Below are 17,283 nucleotides of genomic sequence, written 5' to 3'. Positions count from 1 at the left end.
CCCAAAAGGATCCACCGGCTGCCCATTGGCCCTTGCTGTGGCCTGGTCCATTCGCGTTTCCTCGGAGCTGCAGAAACCCCCCTTTCCTTCAGCGAGGTACCCGTGGCCAGCACGCTCTCCGAAAACCAGGCCCCCGAGACCGGCACCGCCCGTGTGAAGCGCGGCATGGCCGAGCAGCTCAAGGGCGGCGTGATCATGGACGTCGTCACGCCGGAGCAGGCGAAGATCGCCGAGGACGCGGGCGCCGTCGCCGTCATGGCCCTGGAGCGGGTCCCGGCCGACATCCGCAAGGACGGCGGCGTGGCCCGGATGTCCGACCCGGACATGATCGAGGGCATCATCGGCGCGGTCTCCATCCCCGTGATGGCCAAGTCCCGCATCGGCCACTTCGTCGAGGCCCAGGTGCTGCAGTCCCTCGGCGTCGACTACATCGACGAGTCCGAGGTCCTCGCCCCGGCCGACGAGGTCAACCACAGCGACAAGTTCGCCTTCACCACCCCCTTCGTCTGCGGCGCCACCAACCTGGGCGAGGCCCTGCGCCGGATCGCCGAGGGCGCAGCGATGATCCGCTCCAAGGGCGAGGCCGGCACGGGCAACGTCGTCGAGGCCGTCCGTCACCTGCGCCAGATCAAGAACGAGATCGCCCGGCTGCGCGGCTACGACAACAACGAGCTGTACGCCGCCGCCAAGGAGCTGCGCGCCCCGTACGAGCTGGTCCGGGAAGTCGCCGAGCTCGGCAAGCTCCCGGTGGTCCTCTTCTCCGCCGGCGGCGTGGCCACCCCGGCCGACGCCGCGCTCATGCGCCAGCTCGGCGCCGAGGGCGTCTTCGTGGGCTCCGGCATCTTCAAGTCCGGGGACCCGGCCAAGCGCGCCGCGGCCATCGTGAAGGCGACCACCTTCTACGACGACCCGAAGGTCATCGCGGACGCGTCCCGCAACCTCGGCGAGGCCATGGTCGGCATCAACTGCGACACCCTGCCCGAGACCGAGCGCTACGCCAACCGCGGCTGGTAGGACGAGGGGCCCCGAAGACGTGCGAGACACGAGCGACACCCCCGTCATCGGTGTCCTGGCCCTCCAGGGCGACGTACGCGAGCACCTCGTCGCCCTGGCCGCGGCCGATGCCGTGGCCAGGCCGGTCAGGCGACCGGAAGAGCTCGCCGAGGTGGACGGCCTGGTCCTCCCCGGCGGCGAGTCCACCACCATCTCCAAACTGGCCGTCCTCTTCGGGGTGATGGAGCCCCTCCGCGCGCGCGTGCGGGACGGCCTGCCCGTCTACGGCACCTGCGCCGGCATGATCCTGCTGGCCGACAAGATCCTCGACCCGCGCTCCGGACAGGAGACGGTCGGCGGCATCGACATGATCGTGCGCCGCAACGCCTTCGGACGGCAGAACGAGTCCTTCGAGGCGGCCGTCGGCATCAGGGGCGTCGAGGGCCGTCCCGTGGAGGGCGTCTTCATCCGCGCCCCCTGGGTCGAGTCCGTGGGCGCCGCGGCCGAGGTGCTCGCCGAGCACGACGGTCACATCGTCGCCGTCCGCCAGGGCAACGCCCTGGCCACGTCGTTCCACCCGGAACTGACCGGCGACCACCGCGTGCACCGCCTCTTCGCCGACATGGTGCGCGCGAACCGGGCGGCGGAGTCCTTGTAGGATTCCTGCGTTCGTTCAAAGACGGGTTACGCGAAGGAGACAGGCAGATGTCCGGCCACTCTAAATGGGCCACGACGAAGCACAAGAAGGCCGTGATCGACGCCAAGCGCGGCAAGCTCTTCGCGAAGCTGATCAAGAACATCGAGGTCGCGGCCCGCATGGGTGGTGTCGACATCGACGGCAACCCGACGCTCTACGACGCCATCCAGAAGGCGAAGAAGCAGTCGGTGCCGAACAAGAACATCGACTCCGCGGTCAAGCGCGGCGGCGGCCTCGAGGCCGGCGGCGCCGACTACGAGACGATCATGTACGAGGGCTACGGCCCGAACGGTGTCGCGGTGCTCATCGAGTGCCTCACCGACAACCGCAACCGCGCCGCCTCCGACGTCCGCGTCGCCATGACCCGCAACGGCGGCTCCATGGCCGACCCGGGCTCGGTGTCGTACCTGTTCAACCGCAAGGGCGTCGTGATCGTCCCCAAGGGCGAGCTGAGCGAGGACGACGTCCTCGGCGCCGTCCTGGACGCGGGCGCCGAGGAGGTCAACGACCTCGGTGAGACCTTCGAGGTCCTCAGCGAGGCCACCGACCTGGTCGCGGTCCGCACCGCACTCCAGGACGCCGGCATCGACTACGAGTCCGCCGACGCGAACTTCGTCCCGACCATGCAGATCGAGCTGGACGAGGACGGCGCCCGGAAGATCTTCAAGCTGATCGACGCCCTGGAGGACAGCGACGACGTGCAGAACGTCTTCGCCAACTTCGACGTCAGCGACGAGATCATGGAGAAGGTCGACGCGTAGCGCCGCCGCGCACACGACGGTCCGGCGGGCCGGTGGGGGGACGCGTCCCCACCGGCCCGCCGCTCCTGTCAGTGGCAGCCGATAGCCTGGCGTACGTCAAAGATCACCGTCCACGGACCGCAACCTTCGATTGAGGACCCCGACGGCGATCAGCCAGATCCGCGAGAGCGGCGGCGGTCCGGCCGCGAAGGGGTGCACGTGCGCGTACTGGGGGTGGACCCGGGGCTGACCCGCTGCGGGGTCGGTGTCGTGGAGGGCGTCGCGGGCCGGCCGCTCACCATGATCGGCGTCGGCGTCGTCCGCACGCCCGCGGACGCCGACCTCGGCCGCCGCCTCGTCGCCGTCGAGCAGGGCATCGAGCGGTGGCTGGACGAGCACCGGCCTCAGTACGTCGCCGTGGAGCGCGTCTTCAGCCAGCACAACGTCCGTACGGTAATGGGCACCGCACAGGCCAGCGCCGTCGCCATCCTGTGCGCGTCCCGCCGCGGCATCCCGGTCGCCCTGCACACCCCCAGCGAGGTCAAGGCCGCCGTCACCGGCAGCGGACGCGCCGACAAGGCGCAGGTCGGTGCCATGGTCACCCGTCTGCTGCGGCTCGCCGCGCCCCCCAAGCCCGCCGACGCCGCCGACGCCCTCGCGCTCGCCATCTGCCACATCTGGCGCGCCCCCGCGCAGAACCGGCTGCAGCAGGCCATGGCCCTGCACGCATCGAAAGCCCCGCGGACTCCGCAGGTCCCGACCGCACCGAAAGGCCGTACGTCATGATCGCCTTCGTCAGCGGCACGGTCGCCGCCCTCGCCCCCGACGCCGCGGTGGTCGAGGTCGGCGGCGTCGGCATGTCCGTCCAGTGCACGCCGAACACGCTCTCCACCCTCCGGATCGGCAAGCCCGCCAAACTCGCCACCTCGCTCGTCGTCCGCGAGGACTCGCTCACTCTGTACGGCTTCGCGGACGACGACGAGCGCCAGGTCTTCCAGCTGCTCCAGACCGCGAGCGGCGTCGGCCCCCGGCTGGCCCAGGCGATGCTCGCCGTGCACAACCCCGACGCCCTGCGCAGAGCCGTCTCTACCGGCGACGAGAAGGCGCTCACCGCGGTCCCGGGCATCGGGAAGAAGGGCGCTCAGAAGCTGCTCCTGGAGCTGAAGGACCGCCTCGGCGAACCCGTCGGGGCCCCCGCCGTCGGAGCGCCGGTCAGCGCCGGCTGGCGCGACCAGCTGCACGCGGCCCTGATCGGCCTCGGGTACGCGACCCGCGAGGCCGACGAGGCCGTCACCGCCGTGGCGCCCCAGGCGGAGGCCGCCGGGGGCACCCCCCAGGTGGGGCAGCTCCTGAAGGCGGCCCTGCAGACACTGAACCGCGCCCGATAGTCCGTACCGAGAGCCGAGGCACACCTGATGAACTGGGACGACACGACCGACACGGACGCCGCGGGCGAACGGCTGGTGGGTGCGTCCGCCGACGGCGAGGACCAGGCCGTGGAGGCCGCCCTGCGCCCCAAGGACCTGGGCGAGTTCATCGGCCAGGAGAAGGTCCGCGAACAGCTCGACCTCGTGCTGCGCGCCGCACGCGCGCGCGGGGCGACCGCGGACCACGTGCTGCTCTCCGGCGCCCCCGGCCTGGGCAAGACCACCCTCTCGATGATCATCGCGGCCGAGATGGAAGCCCCCATCCGCATCACCTCCGGCCCCGCCATCCAGCACGCCGGCGACCTCGCGGCCATCCTCTCCTCCCTCCAGGAGGGCGAGGTCCTCTTCCTCGACGAGATCCACCGCATGTCGCGGCCCGCGGAGGAGATGCTCTACATGGCGATGGAGGACTTCCGCGTCGACGTCATCGTCGGCAAGGGCCCGGGCGCCACCGCCATCCCCCTGGAGCTGCCGCCCTTCACCCTGGTCGGCGCCACCACGCGCGCGGGGCTGCTGCCGCCGCCGCTGCGCGACCGCTTCGGTTTCACCGCGCACATGGAGTTCTACGGACCGGCCGAACTGGAACGCGTCGTCCACCGCTCCGCGGGCCTGCTCGACGTCGGGATCGACACCGCGGGAGCCGCCGAGATCGCCGGCCGCTCCCGCGGCACCCCCCGCATCGCCAACCGCCTGCTGCGCCGGGTCCGCGACTACGCCCAGGTGAAGGCCGACGGTCTGATCACCCGGGAGATCGCGGCGGCCGCCCTCGCGGTCTACGAGGTCGACGCCCGGGGCCTGGACCGGCTGGACCGGGGTGTTCTGGAAGCGCTCCTCAAGCTGTTCGGCGGCGGACCGGTCGGCCTGTCCACGCTCGCCGTAGCCGTGGGGGAGGAGCGTGAGACAGTGGAAGAGGTCGCCGAACCCTTCCTCGTACGGGAGGGCCTGCTCGCCCGCACCCCACGGGGACGGGTCGCGACCCCCGCCGCGTGGGCGCATCTCGGCCTCACCCCGCCGGGTTCCCGGAGTTCCGGAAAGGGACAACAGGACTTGTTCGGGGCGTGACCATCCCGTCACGAGGAGGACATTCGCCGGAGCAGGAACCCCGGTGCCATGCTGAGCGTTGTTCCATGCGCGCGGAACCGCTTAGACTCCGCCGATGCCGCCCTTGTCGGCGGCGCACACACCCCCAACCATCAGGCCGCTCACCATCGCGGTCGTGTGAAGGAAGTACCGACCCGTGAGTCTCGTGACCCTCCTCCCGTTCATCGTGCTCATCGGGGCCATGTTCCTGATGACCCGGTCGGCGAAGAAGAAGCAGCAGCAGGCCGCCGACATGCGGAACCAGATGCAGCCCGGTTCCGGAGTCCGCACCATCGGGGGCATGTACGCCACGGTCAAGGAGGTCAGCGAGGACACGGTCCTCCTCGACGCCGGTCCGGGCGTCGAGCTGCTCTTCGCCAAGAACTCCATCGGTGCCGTCCTCACCGACGACGAGTACAACCGCATCGTCCACGGCATCGAGCACGACCTGAAGTCCGACACCGACGTCGTTCCGGACGATGCCTCCTCCCTCACCGAGACCGACGCCTCCGACGCCGACGCCGCCGCCTCCTCGGACGACCGGCCCGTCGACCTCGGCAAGAAGGACGCGGACGACGAGCCGGCCGGCGAGCCGGCGGTCGACGCCGCGTCCGCCGAGGCGAAGACGGACGAGCAGCCGAAGAAGTCCGACGGCGGTTCCGAGGCGAAGTAGCCGTGCTCCGGGGGCGCGGGCTCTGCTCGCGCCCCCGTGCGACGCGCGGCTCACACGGATGCCGACACCAGGTGATGGCCGCCGGTGACGCCTACCCGGCGCGAAGCGGCATGAGAGGGAGTACACAAAGGTGGCAGCACTTAAAAAGGGAAAGAACGCGAGCGCTCAAAGTAAGCCTGGGCGCTCGCTGGCCCTGATTCTGATCGCCATTGTGGCGCTCACCGGAGGCATGTTCGCCTCCGGAAACACGACTCCGCGTCTCGGTATCGACCTCGCAGGCGGCACGAGCATCACGCTCCGGGCAGTGCCGGAAGCGGGCCAGGAGTCCGCGATCAACAAGACCAACATGGACACCGCGGTCCAGATCATGGAACGCCGTGTCAATGGTCTGGGTGTCTCCGAGGCCGAGGTCCAGACCCAGGGCGACCGGAACATCATCGTCAACGTCCCCAAGGGGACGAACTCGAAGGAAGCCCGGGCCCAGGTCGGCACGACCGCCAAGCTCTACTTCCGTCCGGTCGTCGCCACCGAACTCTCCGGCGCCGCAGCGCCCGGAACCCCTTCGCCGAGCGCCACCGGCGGAGCCTCGGACAAGGCGACCGACAAGGCCACGGACAACGCGGGCGAGACGGCCACCGACAAGGAAGAGGCGACCTCCTCCCCGTCCGGCTCCGCCTCGGCGAGCGCCACGACCCAGGGCCGTGCCGCCAGCGACGCGCTGAAGGCGGACCCCAGCCCGTCCGCCACCGCCTCCGACGGCGCCTCCCCGGCCCCGAGCGACAGCGCCTCCGGTGACGACGCCACCGCCAAGCTCCAGGCCGAGTACGCGAAGCTGGAGTGCACCGACGAGGGCGCCCGCGCCGAGGCCGGCGACGGTTCCAAGCCCGGCGACTCGATGGTCGCCTGCGGCCAGAACTCCCAGGGCCAGTGGCAGAAGTACATCCTCGGCCCCGCCGAGGTCGACGGCACCGACGTCGACGAGGCCGAGGCCGTCTACAACACGCAGACCGCCGCCGGCTGGACCGTGACGATGAAGTTCACGGACGAGGGCGCCAAGAAGTTCGCCGGCATCACCGGCAAGCTCGCGCAGAACCAGTCCCCGCAGAACCAGTTCGCCATCGTCCTGGACAACGAGGTCGTCTCCGACCCGTACGTCAGCCAGGCGCTCACCGGCGGCAGCGCGGAGATCTCCGGCAGCTTCGACCAGGAAGAGGCCCAGGGCCTCGCCAACATGCTGTCCTACGGCGCGCTGCCGCTGACCTTCAAGGAGGACAGCGTCACCACCGTCACCGCCGCGCTCGGCGGTGAGCAGCTCGAGGCAGGCCTGATCGCCGGTGCGATCGGCCTCGCGCTGGTCATCCTCTACCTGCTGGTCTACTACCGCGGTCTGTCGTTCATCGCCATCGCCTCGCTGTTCGTCTCCGCGGGTCTCACGTACGTGATCATGTCGCTGCTCGGCCCGGCCATCGGCTTCGCGCTGAACCTGCCGGCCGTGTGCGGCGCCATCGTCGCCATCGGCATCACAGCGGACTCGTTCATCGTCTACTTCGAACGCGTCCGCGACGAGATCCGGGAGGGCCGCTCGCTGCGTCCCGCCGTCGAGCGGGCCTGGCCGCGCGCCCGGCGCACCATCCTGGTCTCCGACTTCGTGTCCTTCCTCGCCGCGGCGGTGCTCTTCGCCGTCACCGTCGGCAAGGTGCAGGGCTTCGCGTTCACCCTGGGTCTGACCACGCTGCTCGACGTGGTGGTGGTGTTCCTCTTCACCAAGCCGCTGCTGACGCTGATGGCCCGGCGCAGGTTCTTCGCGAGCGGGCACAAGTGGTCCGGCCTCGACCCGAAGAGCCTGGGAGCCAAGCCCCCGCTGCGCCGCACCCGCCGCCCCGTCCGTCCCGCCGCCGGCCCTGTCGACCCGAAGGAGGCGTGAGATGGGAAAGCTCGGCAACCTCGGCGCCCGACTGCACCACGGCGAGGTCGGCTACGACTTCGTCAAGAACCGCAAGCTCTGGTACGGCATCTCCATCCTCATCACCATCACGGCCATCGTCGGCCTGGCGGTGCGCGGCCTCCACATGGGCATCGAGTTCCAGGGCGGCGCGGTCTTCACCACCCCGAAGAACATGAGCGCCTCGGTCTCCCAGGCCGAGACCTACGCGGAAGAGGCCTCCGGCCACGACGCGATCGTCCAGAAGCTCGGCGACGGCAGCCTCCGCATCCAGATCTCGGGCACCGACACCGAGGCCTCGGACCAGATCAAGGAGGAGCTCTCCAAGGACCTGGACGTCCCGGCGGAGAAGATCAACGCCGACCTGGTCGGCCCCAGCTGGGGTGACCAGATCGCGAACAAGGCCTGGCAAGGCCTCGGGATCTTCATGGTCCTGGTGGTGATCTACCTGGCGATCGCGTTCGAGTGGCGCATGGCGCTCGCCGCGTTCGTCGCGCTGGTCCACGACATCACCATCACGGTCGGCATCTACGCCCTCGTCGGCTTCGAGGTCACGCCGGGCACGGTGATCGGTCTGCTGACCATCCTCGGTTACTCGCTCTACGACACGGTCGTCGTCTTCGACAGTCTCAAGGAGCAGACGAAGGACATCACCAAACAGACCCGCTGGACCTACGGCGAGATCGCCAACCGTTCGATCAACAGCACCCTGGTCCGTTCCGTCAACACCACGGTGGTCGCCCTGCTGCCGGTCGGCGGTCTGCTGTTCATCGGCGGCGGTGTCCTCGGCGCGGGCATGCTCAACGACATCTCGCTGTCGCTGTTCGTCGGCCTGGCCGCGGGCGCGTACTCGTCGATCTTCATCGCCACGCCGCTCGTCGCCGACCTCAAGGAGGCCGAGCCGCAGATGAAGGCACTCAAGAAGCGGGTGCTCGCCAAGCGGGCCCAGGCGGCGGCCAAGGGCGAGCCGGCGGAGAACGCCTTCGACGACGAGCGGTACGCCGACGACGAGGCCGACGAGGCCGACGACGCGGCCGCCGCGGTCGTGGGCCCCCGCAACCAGCCCGCGTCCCGTACCAGGGGCCGCGGCCGACCCTCGGGGAAGCGCCGATGACCGGAACGACCGACATCACGGAACTGCTGCTCAGCCGTATCCGGGACGTGGCCGACCACCCCGAGCCGGGCGTGGTGTTCAAGGACATCACCCCGCTCCTGGCCGACCCGGCCGCGTTCACCGCCCTGACCGACGCGCTCGCCGAGGTCGCCGGGCACACCGGCGCCACCAAGGTCGTCGGTCTGGAGGCCCGCGGCTTCATCCTCGGCGCCCCGGTGGCGCTGAGGGCGGGCCTCGGCTTCATCCCCGTACGCAAGGCGGGCAAGCTCCCCGGAGCCACCCTCAGCCAGGCGTACGACCTGGAGTACGGCTCGGCCGAGATCGAGGTGCACGCAGAGGACCTCACCGCCGGGGACCGGGTGCTGGTCGTCGACGACGTCCTGGCCACCGGCGGAACGGCGGAGGCCTCCCTGGAGCTCATCCGCCGGGCCGGCGCGCAGGTCGCCGGCGTCGCCGTCCTGATGGAGCTGGGCTTTCTCGGCGGGCGGGCCCGTCTGGAGCCCGCCCTGGCCGGGGCGCCGCTGAAGGCGCTGCTCACGGTCTGACAGCTCTCGTCGCACGGCGGAGGCGGGCCCGGAAGGAATTCCGGCGCCCGCCTCACGCGTTTCTCGGGTTGACGGCCCTCACAGTGGCCTGAAGGCGATCCTGGAGCGCGGGATCGCTACCATGGGATTTCCGGAGCCTGACCGGGGGACCCGGATCGCGCACGAGGAGCCCTCTTGCCAGACGAGGCCCAGCCACTGACCGCCGCAAAGCCCGAGTCGGCCTCGGCGCCCGCGGCGAAGCCCGCCCCGAGCGCGCCGCAGGCGAAGAACGACACCCGCGGGCCGATACAGCATGCCCCGGCCGGGCCCGTCGACAAGCCCGCCGAGCAGCAGCCGCGTCCCAAGCCGATCCCGCCCGAGCGCGACCGGAACGCGCCCGTGGTCCGCGCGCCCGGACAGCCCGCCCGGTCCGGCTCCTCCAACCGCGTCCGCGCCCGTCTGGCCCGCCTCGGTGTGCAGCGCGCCAACCCGTACAACCCGGTCCTGGAGCCGTTGCTGCGGATAGTGCGCAGCAACGACCCCAAGATCGAGACGGCGACCCTGCGCCAGATCGAGCGCGCCTACCAGGTCGCCGAACGCTGGCACCGCGGCCAGAAGCGCAAGAGCGGCGACCCGTACATCACGCATCCGCTCGCCGTCACCACCATCCTCGCCGAGCTGGGCATGGACCCGGCCACGCTGATGGCCGGCCTGCTGCACGACACCGTCGAGGACACCGAGTACGGCCTGGAGGACCTGCGCCGCGACTTCGGCGACGTGGTCACCCTCCTCGTCGACGGCGTCACCAAGCTGGACAAGGTCAAGTTCGGCGAGGCGGCGCAGGCCGAGACCGTGCGCAAGATGGTCGTCGCGATGGCGAAGGACCCGCGCGTCCTGGTCATCAAGCTCGCCGACCGCCTGCACAACATGCGCACCATGCGCTACCTCAAGCGTGAGAAGCAGGAGAAGAAGGCGCGCGAGACCCTGGAGATCTACGCGCCGCTCGCCCACCGGCTGGGCATGAACACCATCAAGTGGGAGCTGGAGGACCTCGCCTTCGCGATCCTCTACCCCAAGATGTACGACGAGATCGTCCGCCTGGTCGCCGAGCGCGCCCCCAAGCGCGACGAGTACCTCGCCATCGTCACCGACGAGGTCCAGCAGGACCTGCGCGCGGCCCGCATCAAGGCGACCGTCACCGGCCGGCCCAAGCACTACTACAGCGTCTACCAGAAGATGATCGTCCGCGGCCGTGACTTCGCGGAGATCTACGACCTGGTGGGCATCCGCGTCCTGGTGGACACCGTCCGCGACTGCTACGCGGCCCTCGGTACGGTCCACGCCCGCTGGAACCCGGTTCCGGGGCGGTTCAAGGACTACATCGCGATGCCCAAGTTCAACATGTACCAGTCGCTGCACACGACGGTCATCGGGCCCAACGGCAAGCCGGTCGAGCTGCAGATCCGCACCTTCGACATGCACCGCCGCGCCGAGTACGGCATCGCCGCGCACTGGAAGTACAAGCAGGAGGCCGTCGCCGGCGCCTCCAAGGTCCGCTCCGACGCGCCCAGGTCGTCCGGCAAGGGCAAGGACGACCACCTCAACGACATGGCGTGGCTGCGGCAGCTGCTGGACTGGCAGAAGGAGACCGAGGACCCCGGCGAGTTCCTGGAGTCCCTGCGCTTCGACCTCTCCCGCAACGAGGTCTTCGTCTTCACTCCCAAGGGCGACGTCATAGCGCTCCCCGCGAGTGCCACCCCCGTCGACTTCGCGTACGCGGTGCACACCGAGGTCGGCCACCGCACCATAGGGGCCCGGGTCAACGGCCGCCTCGTCCCGCTGGAGTCCACCCTGGACAACGGCGACCTGGTGGAGGTCTTCACGTCCAAGGCGGCCGGCGCGGGCCCCTCCCGCGACTGGCTCGGCTTCGTGAAGTCGCCGCGCGCCCGCAACAAGATCCGCGCCTGGTTCTCCAAGGAGCGCCGCGACGAGGCGATCGAGCAGGGCAAGGACGCCATCGTCCGCGCCATGCGCAAGCAGAACCTGCCGATCCAGCGGATCCTGACCGGCGACTCCCTGGTCACGCTGGCCCACGAGATGCGCTACTCGGACATCTCCGCGCTGTACGCGGCGATCGGCGAGGGCCACGTCTCCGCGCAGAACATCGTGCAGAAGCTGGTGCAGGCGCTCGGCGGCGAGGAGGCCGCCACCGAGGAGATCGACGAGTCGGTACCGCCGGCCCGCGGTCGCGGCCGCAAACGCCGCACCAACGCCGACCCGGGCGTCGTCGTCAAGGGCGTCGAGGACGTGTGGGTCAAGCTGGCCCGCTGCTGCACGCCCGTCCCCGGCGACCCGATCATCGGCTTCGTCACCCGCGGCAGCGGCGTCTCCGTTCACCGCAGCGACTGCGTGAACGTGGACTCGCTGTCCCGGGAGCCCGAGCGCATCCTCGAGGTCGAGTGGGCGCCCACCCAGTCCTCCGTCTTCCTGGTCGCCATCCAGGTGGAGGCCCTGGACCGCTCTCGGCTCCTCTCGGACGTCACCCGCGTGCTGTCCGACCAGCACGTCAACATCCTCTCCGCGGCCGTGCAGACCTCCCGCGACCGCGTCGCCACCTCCCGCTTCACCTTCGAGATGGGCGACCCGAAGCACCTCGGGCACGTCCTGAAGGCCGTACGGGGCGTCGAGGGCGTGTACGACGTGTACCGGGTGACGTCGGCGCGCAGGCCGTCGTAGCGGCCCGCACAGGCGCATACGAAAGGGGCTCCCGTACGCACCGTACGGGAGCCCCTTTCGTGCGGGGGCGGGGTCAGCCGCCGAACTCGTGCAGACCCTTCAGCGCCTGGTCCAGCAGCGCCTGCCGGCCCTCCAGCTCACGCTGGAGCTTGTCGGCCTTGGCGTTGTTGCCCTGGGCGCGCGCCTGCTCGATCTGGGAGCGCAGTTTGTCCACGGCGGCCTGGAGCTGCCCGGTCAGGCCCGCGGCACGCGCGCGTGCCTCCGGGTTCGTCCGGCGCCACTCGGTCTCCTCGGCCTCCTGGAGCGCCCGCTCGACCGCGTGCATCCGGCCCTCGACCTTCGGCCGGGCGTCGCGCGGCACGTGGCCGATGGCCTCCCAGCGCTCGTTGACCGCGCGGAACGCGGCGCGGGCCGCCTTCAGGTCGGTGACCGGCAGGAGCTTCTCGGCCTCCTCGGCCAGCTCCTCCTTGAGCTTGAGGTTCTCCGCCTGCTCGGCGTCCCGCTCGGCGAAGACCGAGCTGCGGGCGGCGAAGAACACGTCCTGGGCGCCGCGGAAGCGGTTCCACAGGTCGTCCTCGTGCTCGCGCTGGGCGCGGCCCGCGGCCTTCCACTCGGACATCAGGTCGCGGTAGCGCGCGGCCGTCGGTCCCCAGTCCGTCGAGTTCGACAGCGCCTCGGCCTCGGCGACCAGCCGTTCCTTGGTCCGACGGGCCTCTTCCCGCTGCGCGTCCAGCTGCGCGAAGTGCTGCTTGCGGCGCTTGGAGAACGCCGAACGCGCGTGTGAGAAGCGGTGCCACAGTTCGTCGTCGGACTTGCGGTCCAGTCGCGGCAGGCCCTTCCACGTGTCCACCAGGGACCGCAGCCGTTCCCCGGCCGACCGCCACTGGTCGGACTTGGCCAGCTCCTCGGCCTCGGCGACCAGCGCCTCCTTGGCGCCGCGCGCCTCGTCGGACTGCTTCGCCCGCTGGGCCTTGCGCTCCTCGCGGCGCGTCTCCACCAGTGCGACGAGCTTGTCCAGCCGGACCCGCAGCGCTTCCAGGTCGCCCACCGCGTGGTGCGCGTCGACCTGTTCCCGCAGGTGGTCGACGGCGGCCTGGGCGTCCTTCGCGGACAGGTCGGTGGTCTTCACTCGCTTTTCGAGGAGGCCGATCTCGACAACCAGGCCTTCGTACTTGCGTTCGAAATAGGCCAGCGCCTCCTCGGGGGAGCCTGCCTGCCAGGAGCCGACGACCTTCTCGCCGTCGGCCGTACGCACGTACACGGTCCCCGTCTCATCGACGCGGCCCCACGGGTCGCTGCTCACAGCGCCTCCTCCACATGATGCCCCGGAGGGCTTCGCTACCCCCGGGCATCGTCCACAGTTTCGTCACGGCCAACATAGGCGACCGGCGGGCGGCCTGTCCGCATCCCGCGCGACCGAACTTTCGCTGATGAGGGTCAGGATTTCGTGACGGTGGCCTTGTCGATCACGACCGTCGCGTTGGGTGCTCCGTCGCCCGCGCCGGTGCTCTCGCCCGCCGCGGCGATCTTCTTCAGCACCGTCATGCCCTCGTCCGAGATGGTGCCGAACGGCGTGTAGCTGGGCGGCAGCGGGCTGTTCTGGTACACGAGGAAGAACTGGCTGCCGCCGGAGCCCGGCTGGCCGGTGTTCGCCATCGCCACCGTGCCCGCCGGGTACGTGTTCTCCTTCAGGCTCTCGTCCTTCAGGTTCTCGTCCGGAATGTTGTAGCCCGGACCGCCGTTGCCCTGGCCCGTCGGGTCGCCGCACTGGAGCACGTAGATCCCGTTGGTGGTGAGCCGGTGGCACGGCGTGTGGTCGAAGTAGCCCTTGCCGGCCAGGAAGTTGAACGAGTTGACGGTGTGCGGTGCCGCCGACGTCTTCAGCGCGATGTCTATGTCGCCGCAGGTCGTCGCCAGCTTCATCGTGTACTTCGCCGACTTGTCGATGGTCATCGCAGGTTCCTTCTCCCAGGTCTGCGTCTTGACCTCGCCCTCGGCCGGCTTGTCGCACGGGTCCGGCGCCTTGCTGCTCGCCGAGGCGCTCGGCGTGACCTCCGCGCTCGCGTTCGCCTTGCTGTCGCCGTCGTCCAGGACCACCCCGGTCGTGTACAGCGCGACACTGCCGATCACGATCACGCCGAGCACCGACGCGATCACTGCGTTGCGCATGCGCGCCTTGCGCCGCGCGGAGGTACGTCGCTGCTGCTGCCGCAAGAACTTCTCCCGGGCGAGCTGACGCCGCCGCTGCTCCTGGGTGACCACCGGGTTCTCTCCTCATGCGTCTTCGTGTGCCGACCGGTACGCGTGGGTGCGATGAGCCGACCGTGGGCGTGTAGCCCCGTACCGTATATGGGTTCGCTGAGGAATCGGCACCGCCGGTAGGCTCTCACCCTGGGCGCGGCCCGTTCGCAAGCCCACCCGTACCGACACAAACGAAGGACGATCGTGCTCATTGCCGGGTTCCCCGCCGGGGCCTGGGGGACGAACTGCTATCTCGTCGCCCCCGCCGCCGGTGAGCAGTGCGTGATCATCGACCCGGGCCATCAGGCGGCCCCCGGAGTCGAGGAAGCGATCAGGAAGCATCGGCTCAAGCCCGTCGCCGTCGTCCTCACCCACGGCCACATCGACCACGTGGCCTCGGTCGTCCCGGTCTGCGGCGCGCACGACGTGCCGGCCTGGATCCACCCCGACGACCGCTACATGATGGGCGACCCCGAGAAGGGGATCGGCCGCTCCATCGGCATGCCGCTCATGGGCGAGCTGACCGTGGGGGAGCCGGACGACGTCAGGGAACTGACCGACGGCGCGAAGCTGGAGCTGGCGGGCATGGAGCTGACGGTCGCGCACGCGCCGGGCCATACCAAGGGGTCGGTGACCTTCGGCCTGCCCGAGGCGGCGGACATCCCGCCGGTCCTCTTCTCGGGCGACCTGCTGTTCGCCGGCTCCATCGGACGCACCGACCTGCCCGGCGGCGACATGGACGACATGCTCGCCTCGCTGGCCCGCGTGTGCCTGCCGCTCGACGACTCGACCGTGGTGCTGTCCGGCCACGGCCCCCAGACGACCATCGGCCAGGAGCGCGCCACCAACCCGTATCTGCGGCAGGTGGCCGCCGGCCAGGGAGCCACCGAGGCTCCCCGACGAGGAATGTGACGAGAGACCTTCCGTGAGCACCTTCAAGGCCCCCAAGGGCACGTACGACCTGCTGCCGCCCGACTCCGCCAAGTTCCTGGCGGTCCGCGAGGCGATCGCCGCCCCGCTGCGCAACTCCGGCTACGGCTACATCGAGACGCCCGGCTTCGAGAACGTCGAGCTCTTCGCGCGCGGTGTCGGTGAGTCGACCGACATCGTGACCAAGGAGATGTACGTCTTCGAGACCAAGGGTGGCGACCGCCTCGCCCTGCGCCCGGAGACCACCGCCCCCGTGCTGCGCGCGGTCCTGGAGGCCAACCTGCACAAGGCGGGCAACCTGCCGGTGAAGGTCTGGTACTCGGGCTCGCAGTACCGCTACGAGCGCCCCCAGAAGGGCCGTTACCGCCACTTCTCCCAGGTCGGCGCCGAGGCGATCGGCGCCGAGGACCCGGCGCTGGACGCCGAACTGATCATCCTCGCCGACCAGTCGTACCGCGCGCTCGGCCTGCGGAACTTCCGCATCCTGCTCAACTCCCTGGGCGACAAGGAATGCCGCCCCGTCTACCGGGCCGCGCTCCAGGACTTCCTGCGCGGACTCGACCTGGACGAGGAGACGCTGCGCCGCGCGGAGATCAACCCGCTGCGCGTCCTGGACGACAAGCGCCCGGACGTGCAGAAGCAGCTCACCGACGCCCCGCTGCTGCGCGACTACCTGTGCGACGCCTGCAAGGCGTACCACGAGGAGGTGCGCGAGCTGATCACGGCGGCGGGCGTGGTCTTCGAGGACGACCCGAAGCTGGTGCGCGGCCTGGACTACTACACGCGCACGACCTTCGAGTTCGTCCACGACGGACTGGGCTCCCAGTCCGCGGTCGGCGGCGGCGGCCGCTACGACGGACTGTCCGAGATGATCGGCGGTCCCTCCCTGCCGTCCGTGGGCTGGGCCCTCGGCGTCGACCGCACCGTCCTCGCCCTGGAGGCGGAGGGCATCGAACTGGACATCCCGTCCGCCACCTCCGTCTTCGCCGTCCCGCTCGGCGAGGAGGCCCGCCGGATCCTGTTCGCCAAGGTCACCGAGTTGCGCAAGAACGGCGTCGCCGCCGATTTCTCCTACGGCGGCAAGGGCCTCAAGGCCGCGATGAAGGCGGCCAACCGCTCGGGCGCCCGCTACGCCCTGGTCCTGGGCGAGCGCGACCTGGCCGAGGGCATCGTCCAGCTCAAGGACATGGAGTCCGGCGAGCAGACGGCGATCGGTGTGAACGAGATCGTCGCCGAGCTGGAGTCCAGGCTCGGCTGACGGGTCCGTGCGTCCCGTCACCCCCGGGGGCGCCCGCGTTCGCTCGCGCGTGCCCCCGGGGAACGGACATCGGCCGGAACACACCGCTCCAGGGCGATCACCGGTGCGTTCTTATGTTCATCGAACGGTGGCCATACAGGTCCGTGCGGCACAATGGCCCTGCCCGAAGCAGGCCCGACTCAAGTGACGGAATCGGCGTGATGAGCAAGACGACAGTGAAGGACGTCTCCACCGTGGCGGAGCCCGCGCCGGAAGCCACCGCCGGAACACCGGGGGCCGAGGGAGGCAGTCGTGCCCTCGCCCTGCTGCTGGTGCTCACGGGCGCGGCCGGGGTGCTCGCCGCGTGGGTCATCACGCTCGACAAGTTCAAGCTGCTCGAGGCCAAGGTCGCGGGCACGACGTTCACCCCCGGGTGCAGCCTCAACCCCGTCGTCTCCTGCGGCAGCGTCATGGAGAGCGACCAGGCGGCCGTCTTCGGCTTCCCCAACCCGATGCTCGGCCTGGTCACCTACGGCATCGTCGTCTGCGTCGGCATGAGCCTGCTCGCCGGGGCCCGCTTCCCGCGCTGGTACTGGCTCACCTTCAACGCCGGCACGCTGTTCGGCGTGGGCTTCTGCACCTGGCTGCAGTTCCAGTCCCTGTACCGGATCAACGCCCTGTGCCTGTGGTGCTGCCTGGCCTGGGTCGCCACGATCATCATGTTCTGGTACGTGACGTCCTTCAACGTCCGCAAGGGCTTCCTGCCCGCGCCGAACTGGCTCAAGGGCTTCTTCGGCGAGTTCACCTGGGTCCTGCCGGTCCTGCACATCGGCATCATCGGCATGATGATCCTCACCCGCTGGTGGGACTTCTGGACCAGCTGACGGGGCGGGCCGCCGGTCCGTCCGACTGCGCCCGCCGGGTTGTCAGTGCGGTGATTTAGGGTTCA

General features: G+C 70.1%; 16 protein-coding genes. 14 read left to right on the top strand and 2 right to left on the bottom strand.

What is annotated here, in order from left to right:
* Positions 1–102: 102 nt before the first annotated feature.
* From pdxS to relA, 11 genes are all read left to right on the top strand, one after another.
* Positions 103–1,014 (top strand): pyridoxal 5'-phosphate synthase lyase subunit PdxS, encoded by a 912-nt coding sequence (gene pdxS / locus ACP4J0_RS24345; RefSeq protein WP_426600800.1) that lies wholly within the window; start codon positions 103–105, stop codon positions 1,012–1,014.
* A gap of 19 nt (positions 1,015–1,033) precedes the next feature.
* Positions 1,034–1,651 (top strand): pyridoxal 5'-phosphate synthase glutaminase subunit PdxT, encoded by a 618-nt coding sequence (gene pdxT, locus ACP4J0_RS24340; RefSeq protein WP_426600799.1) that lies wholly within the window; start codon positions 1,034–1,036, stop codon positions 1,649–1,651.
* A gap of 47 nt (positions 1,652–1,698) precedes the next feature.
* On the top strand, positions 1,699–2,451 hold the full coding sequence (locus ACP4J0_RS24335) for a YebC/PmpR family DNA-binding transcriptional regulator (RefSeq protein WP_426600798.1): 753 nt from the start codon (positions 1,699–1,701) through the stop codon (positions 2,449–2,451).
* Positions 2,452–2,649: 198 nt separating this feature from the next.
* Complete coding sequence (gene ruvC / locus ACP4J0_RS24330; RefSeq protein WP_426600797.1) at positions 2,650–3,216, top strand: crossover junction endodeoxyribonuclease RuvC; 567 nt, start codon at positions 2,650–2,652, stop codon at positions 3,214–3,216.
* Complete coding sequence (ruvA, locus tag ACP4J0_RS24325; RefSeq protein ID WP_426600796.1) at positions 3,213–3,818, top strand: Holliday junction branch migration protein RuvA; 606 nt, start codon at positions 3,213–3,215, stop codon at positions 3,816–3,818. The genes ruvC and ruvA overlap by 4 nt, the downstream gene beginning before the upstream one ends.
* A 27-nt stretch (positions 3,819–3,845) precedes the next feature.
* Positions 3,846–4,919 carry a Holliday junction branch migration DNA helicase RuvB gene (gene ruvB, locus ACP4J0_RS24320; protein WP_426600795.1) on the top strand — a complete coding sequence of 358 codons (1,074 nt, stop codon included), beginning with the start codon at positions 3,846–3,848 and terminating at the stop codon, positions 4,917–4,919.
* A gap of 175 nt (positions 4,920–5,094) precedes the next feature.
* On the top strand, positions 5,095–5,610 hold the full coding sequence (gene yajC / locus ACP4J0_RS24315; RefSeq protein ID WP_426600794.1) for a preprotein translocase subunit YajC: 516 nt from the start codon (positions 5,095–5,097) through the stop codon (positions 5,608–5,610).
* A gap of 130 nt (positions 5,611–5,740) precedes the next feature.
* Positions 5,741–7,534 (top strand): protein translocase subunit SecD, encoded by a 1,794-nt coding sequence (secD, locus tag ACP4J0_RS24310; RefSeq protein ID WP_426600793.1) that lies wholly within the window; start codon positions 5,741–5,743, stop codon positions 7,532–7,534.
* 1 nt (position 7,535) lies between these two features.
* Positions 7,536–8,666, top strand: a complete 1,131-nt coding sequence (gene secF / locus ACP4J0_RS24305) for a protein translocase subunit SecF (RefSeq protein ID WP_426600792.1) — start codon at positions 7,536–7,538, stop codon at positions 8,664–8,666.
* Complete coding sequence (locus tag ACP4J0_RS24300; protein WP_426600791.1) at positions 8,663–9,211, top strand: adenine phosphoribosyltransferase; 549 nt, start codon at positions 8,663–8,665, stop codon at positions 9,209–9,211. The genes secF and ACP4J0_RS24300 overlap by 4 nt, the downstream gene beginning before the upstream one ends.
* A 174-nt stretch (positions 9,212–9,385) precedes the next feature.
* Positions 9,386–11,926 (top strand): GTP pyrophosphokinase, encoded by a 2,541-nt coding sequence (gene relA, locus ACP4J0_RS24295; protein WP_426600790.1) that lies wholly within the window; start codon positions 9,386–9,388, stop codon positions 11,924–11,926.
* 73 nt (positions 11,927–11,999) lie between these two features.
* On the opposite strand, the gene ACP4J0_RS24290 is transcribed toward relA, so the two are convergent.
* Entirely contained in the window at positions 12,000–13,229 is a 1,230-nt protein-coding gene (locus ACP4J0_RS24290) for a DUF349 domain-containing protein (protein ID WP_426600789.1), read from the bottom strand.
* 134 nt (positions 13,230–13,363) lie between these two features.
* Positions 13,364–14,188, bottom strand: coding sequence for a peptidylprolyl isomerase (locus ACP4J0_RS24285; protein ID WP_426600788.1), 825 nt, complete (start codon positions 14,186–14,188; stop codon positions 13,364–13,366).
* A gap of 183 nt (positions 14,189–14,371) precedes the next feature.
* Here ACP4J0_RS24285 and ACP4J0_RS24280 point away from each other — a divergent pair, with 183 nt between their 5' ends.
* The 3 genes from ACP4J0_RS24280 (at position 14,372) to ACP4J0_RS24270 (ending at position 17,218) form a co-directional block, all read left to right on the top strand.
* Complete coding sequence (locus ACP4J0_RS24280; protein ID WP_426600787.1) at positions 14,372–15,079, top strand: MBL fold metallo-hydrolase; 708 nt, start codon at positions 14,372–14,374, stop codon at positions 15,077–15,079.
* A 13-nt stretch (positions 15,080–15,092) separates the two neighbouring features.
* Positions 15,093–16,355 carry a histidine--tRNA ligase gene (hisS, locus tag ACP4J0_RS24275; RefSeq protein ID WP_426600786.1) on the top strand — a complete coding sequence of 421 codons (1,263 nt, stop codon included), beginning with the start codon at positions 15,093–15,095 and terminating at the stop codon, positions 16,353–16,355.
* A gap of 200 nt (positions 16,356–16,555) precedes the next feature.
* On the top strand, positions 16,556–17,218 hold the full coding sequence (locus ACP4J0_RS24270) for a vitamin K epoxide reductase family protein (RefSeq protein WP_426600785.1): 663 nt from the start codon (positions 16,556–16,558) through the stop codon (positions 17,216–17,218).
* Positions 17,219–17,283: the final 65 nt, after the last annotated feature.

It is taken from the genome of Streptomyces sp. WG7 (genome assembly GCF_049975785.1).
In the GTDB taxonomy this organism is placed as follows: Bacteria; Actinomycetota; Actinomycetes; order Streptomycetales; family Streptomycetaceae; genus Streptomyces.
Note: the sequence above shows the minus strand (reverse complement) of the source record. Positions and strands in the feature narration are given on the sequence as shown.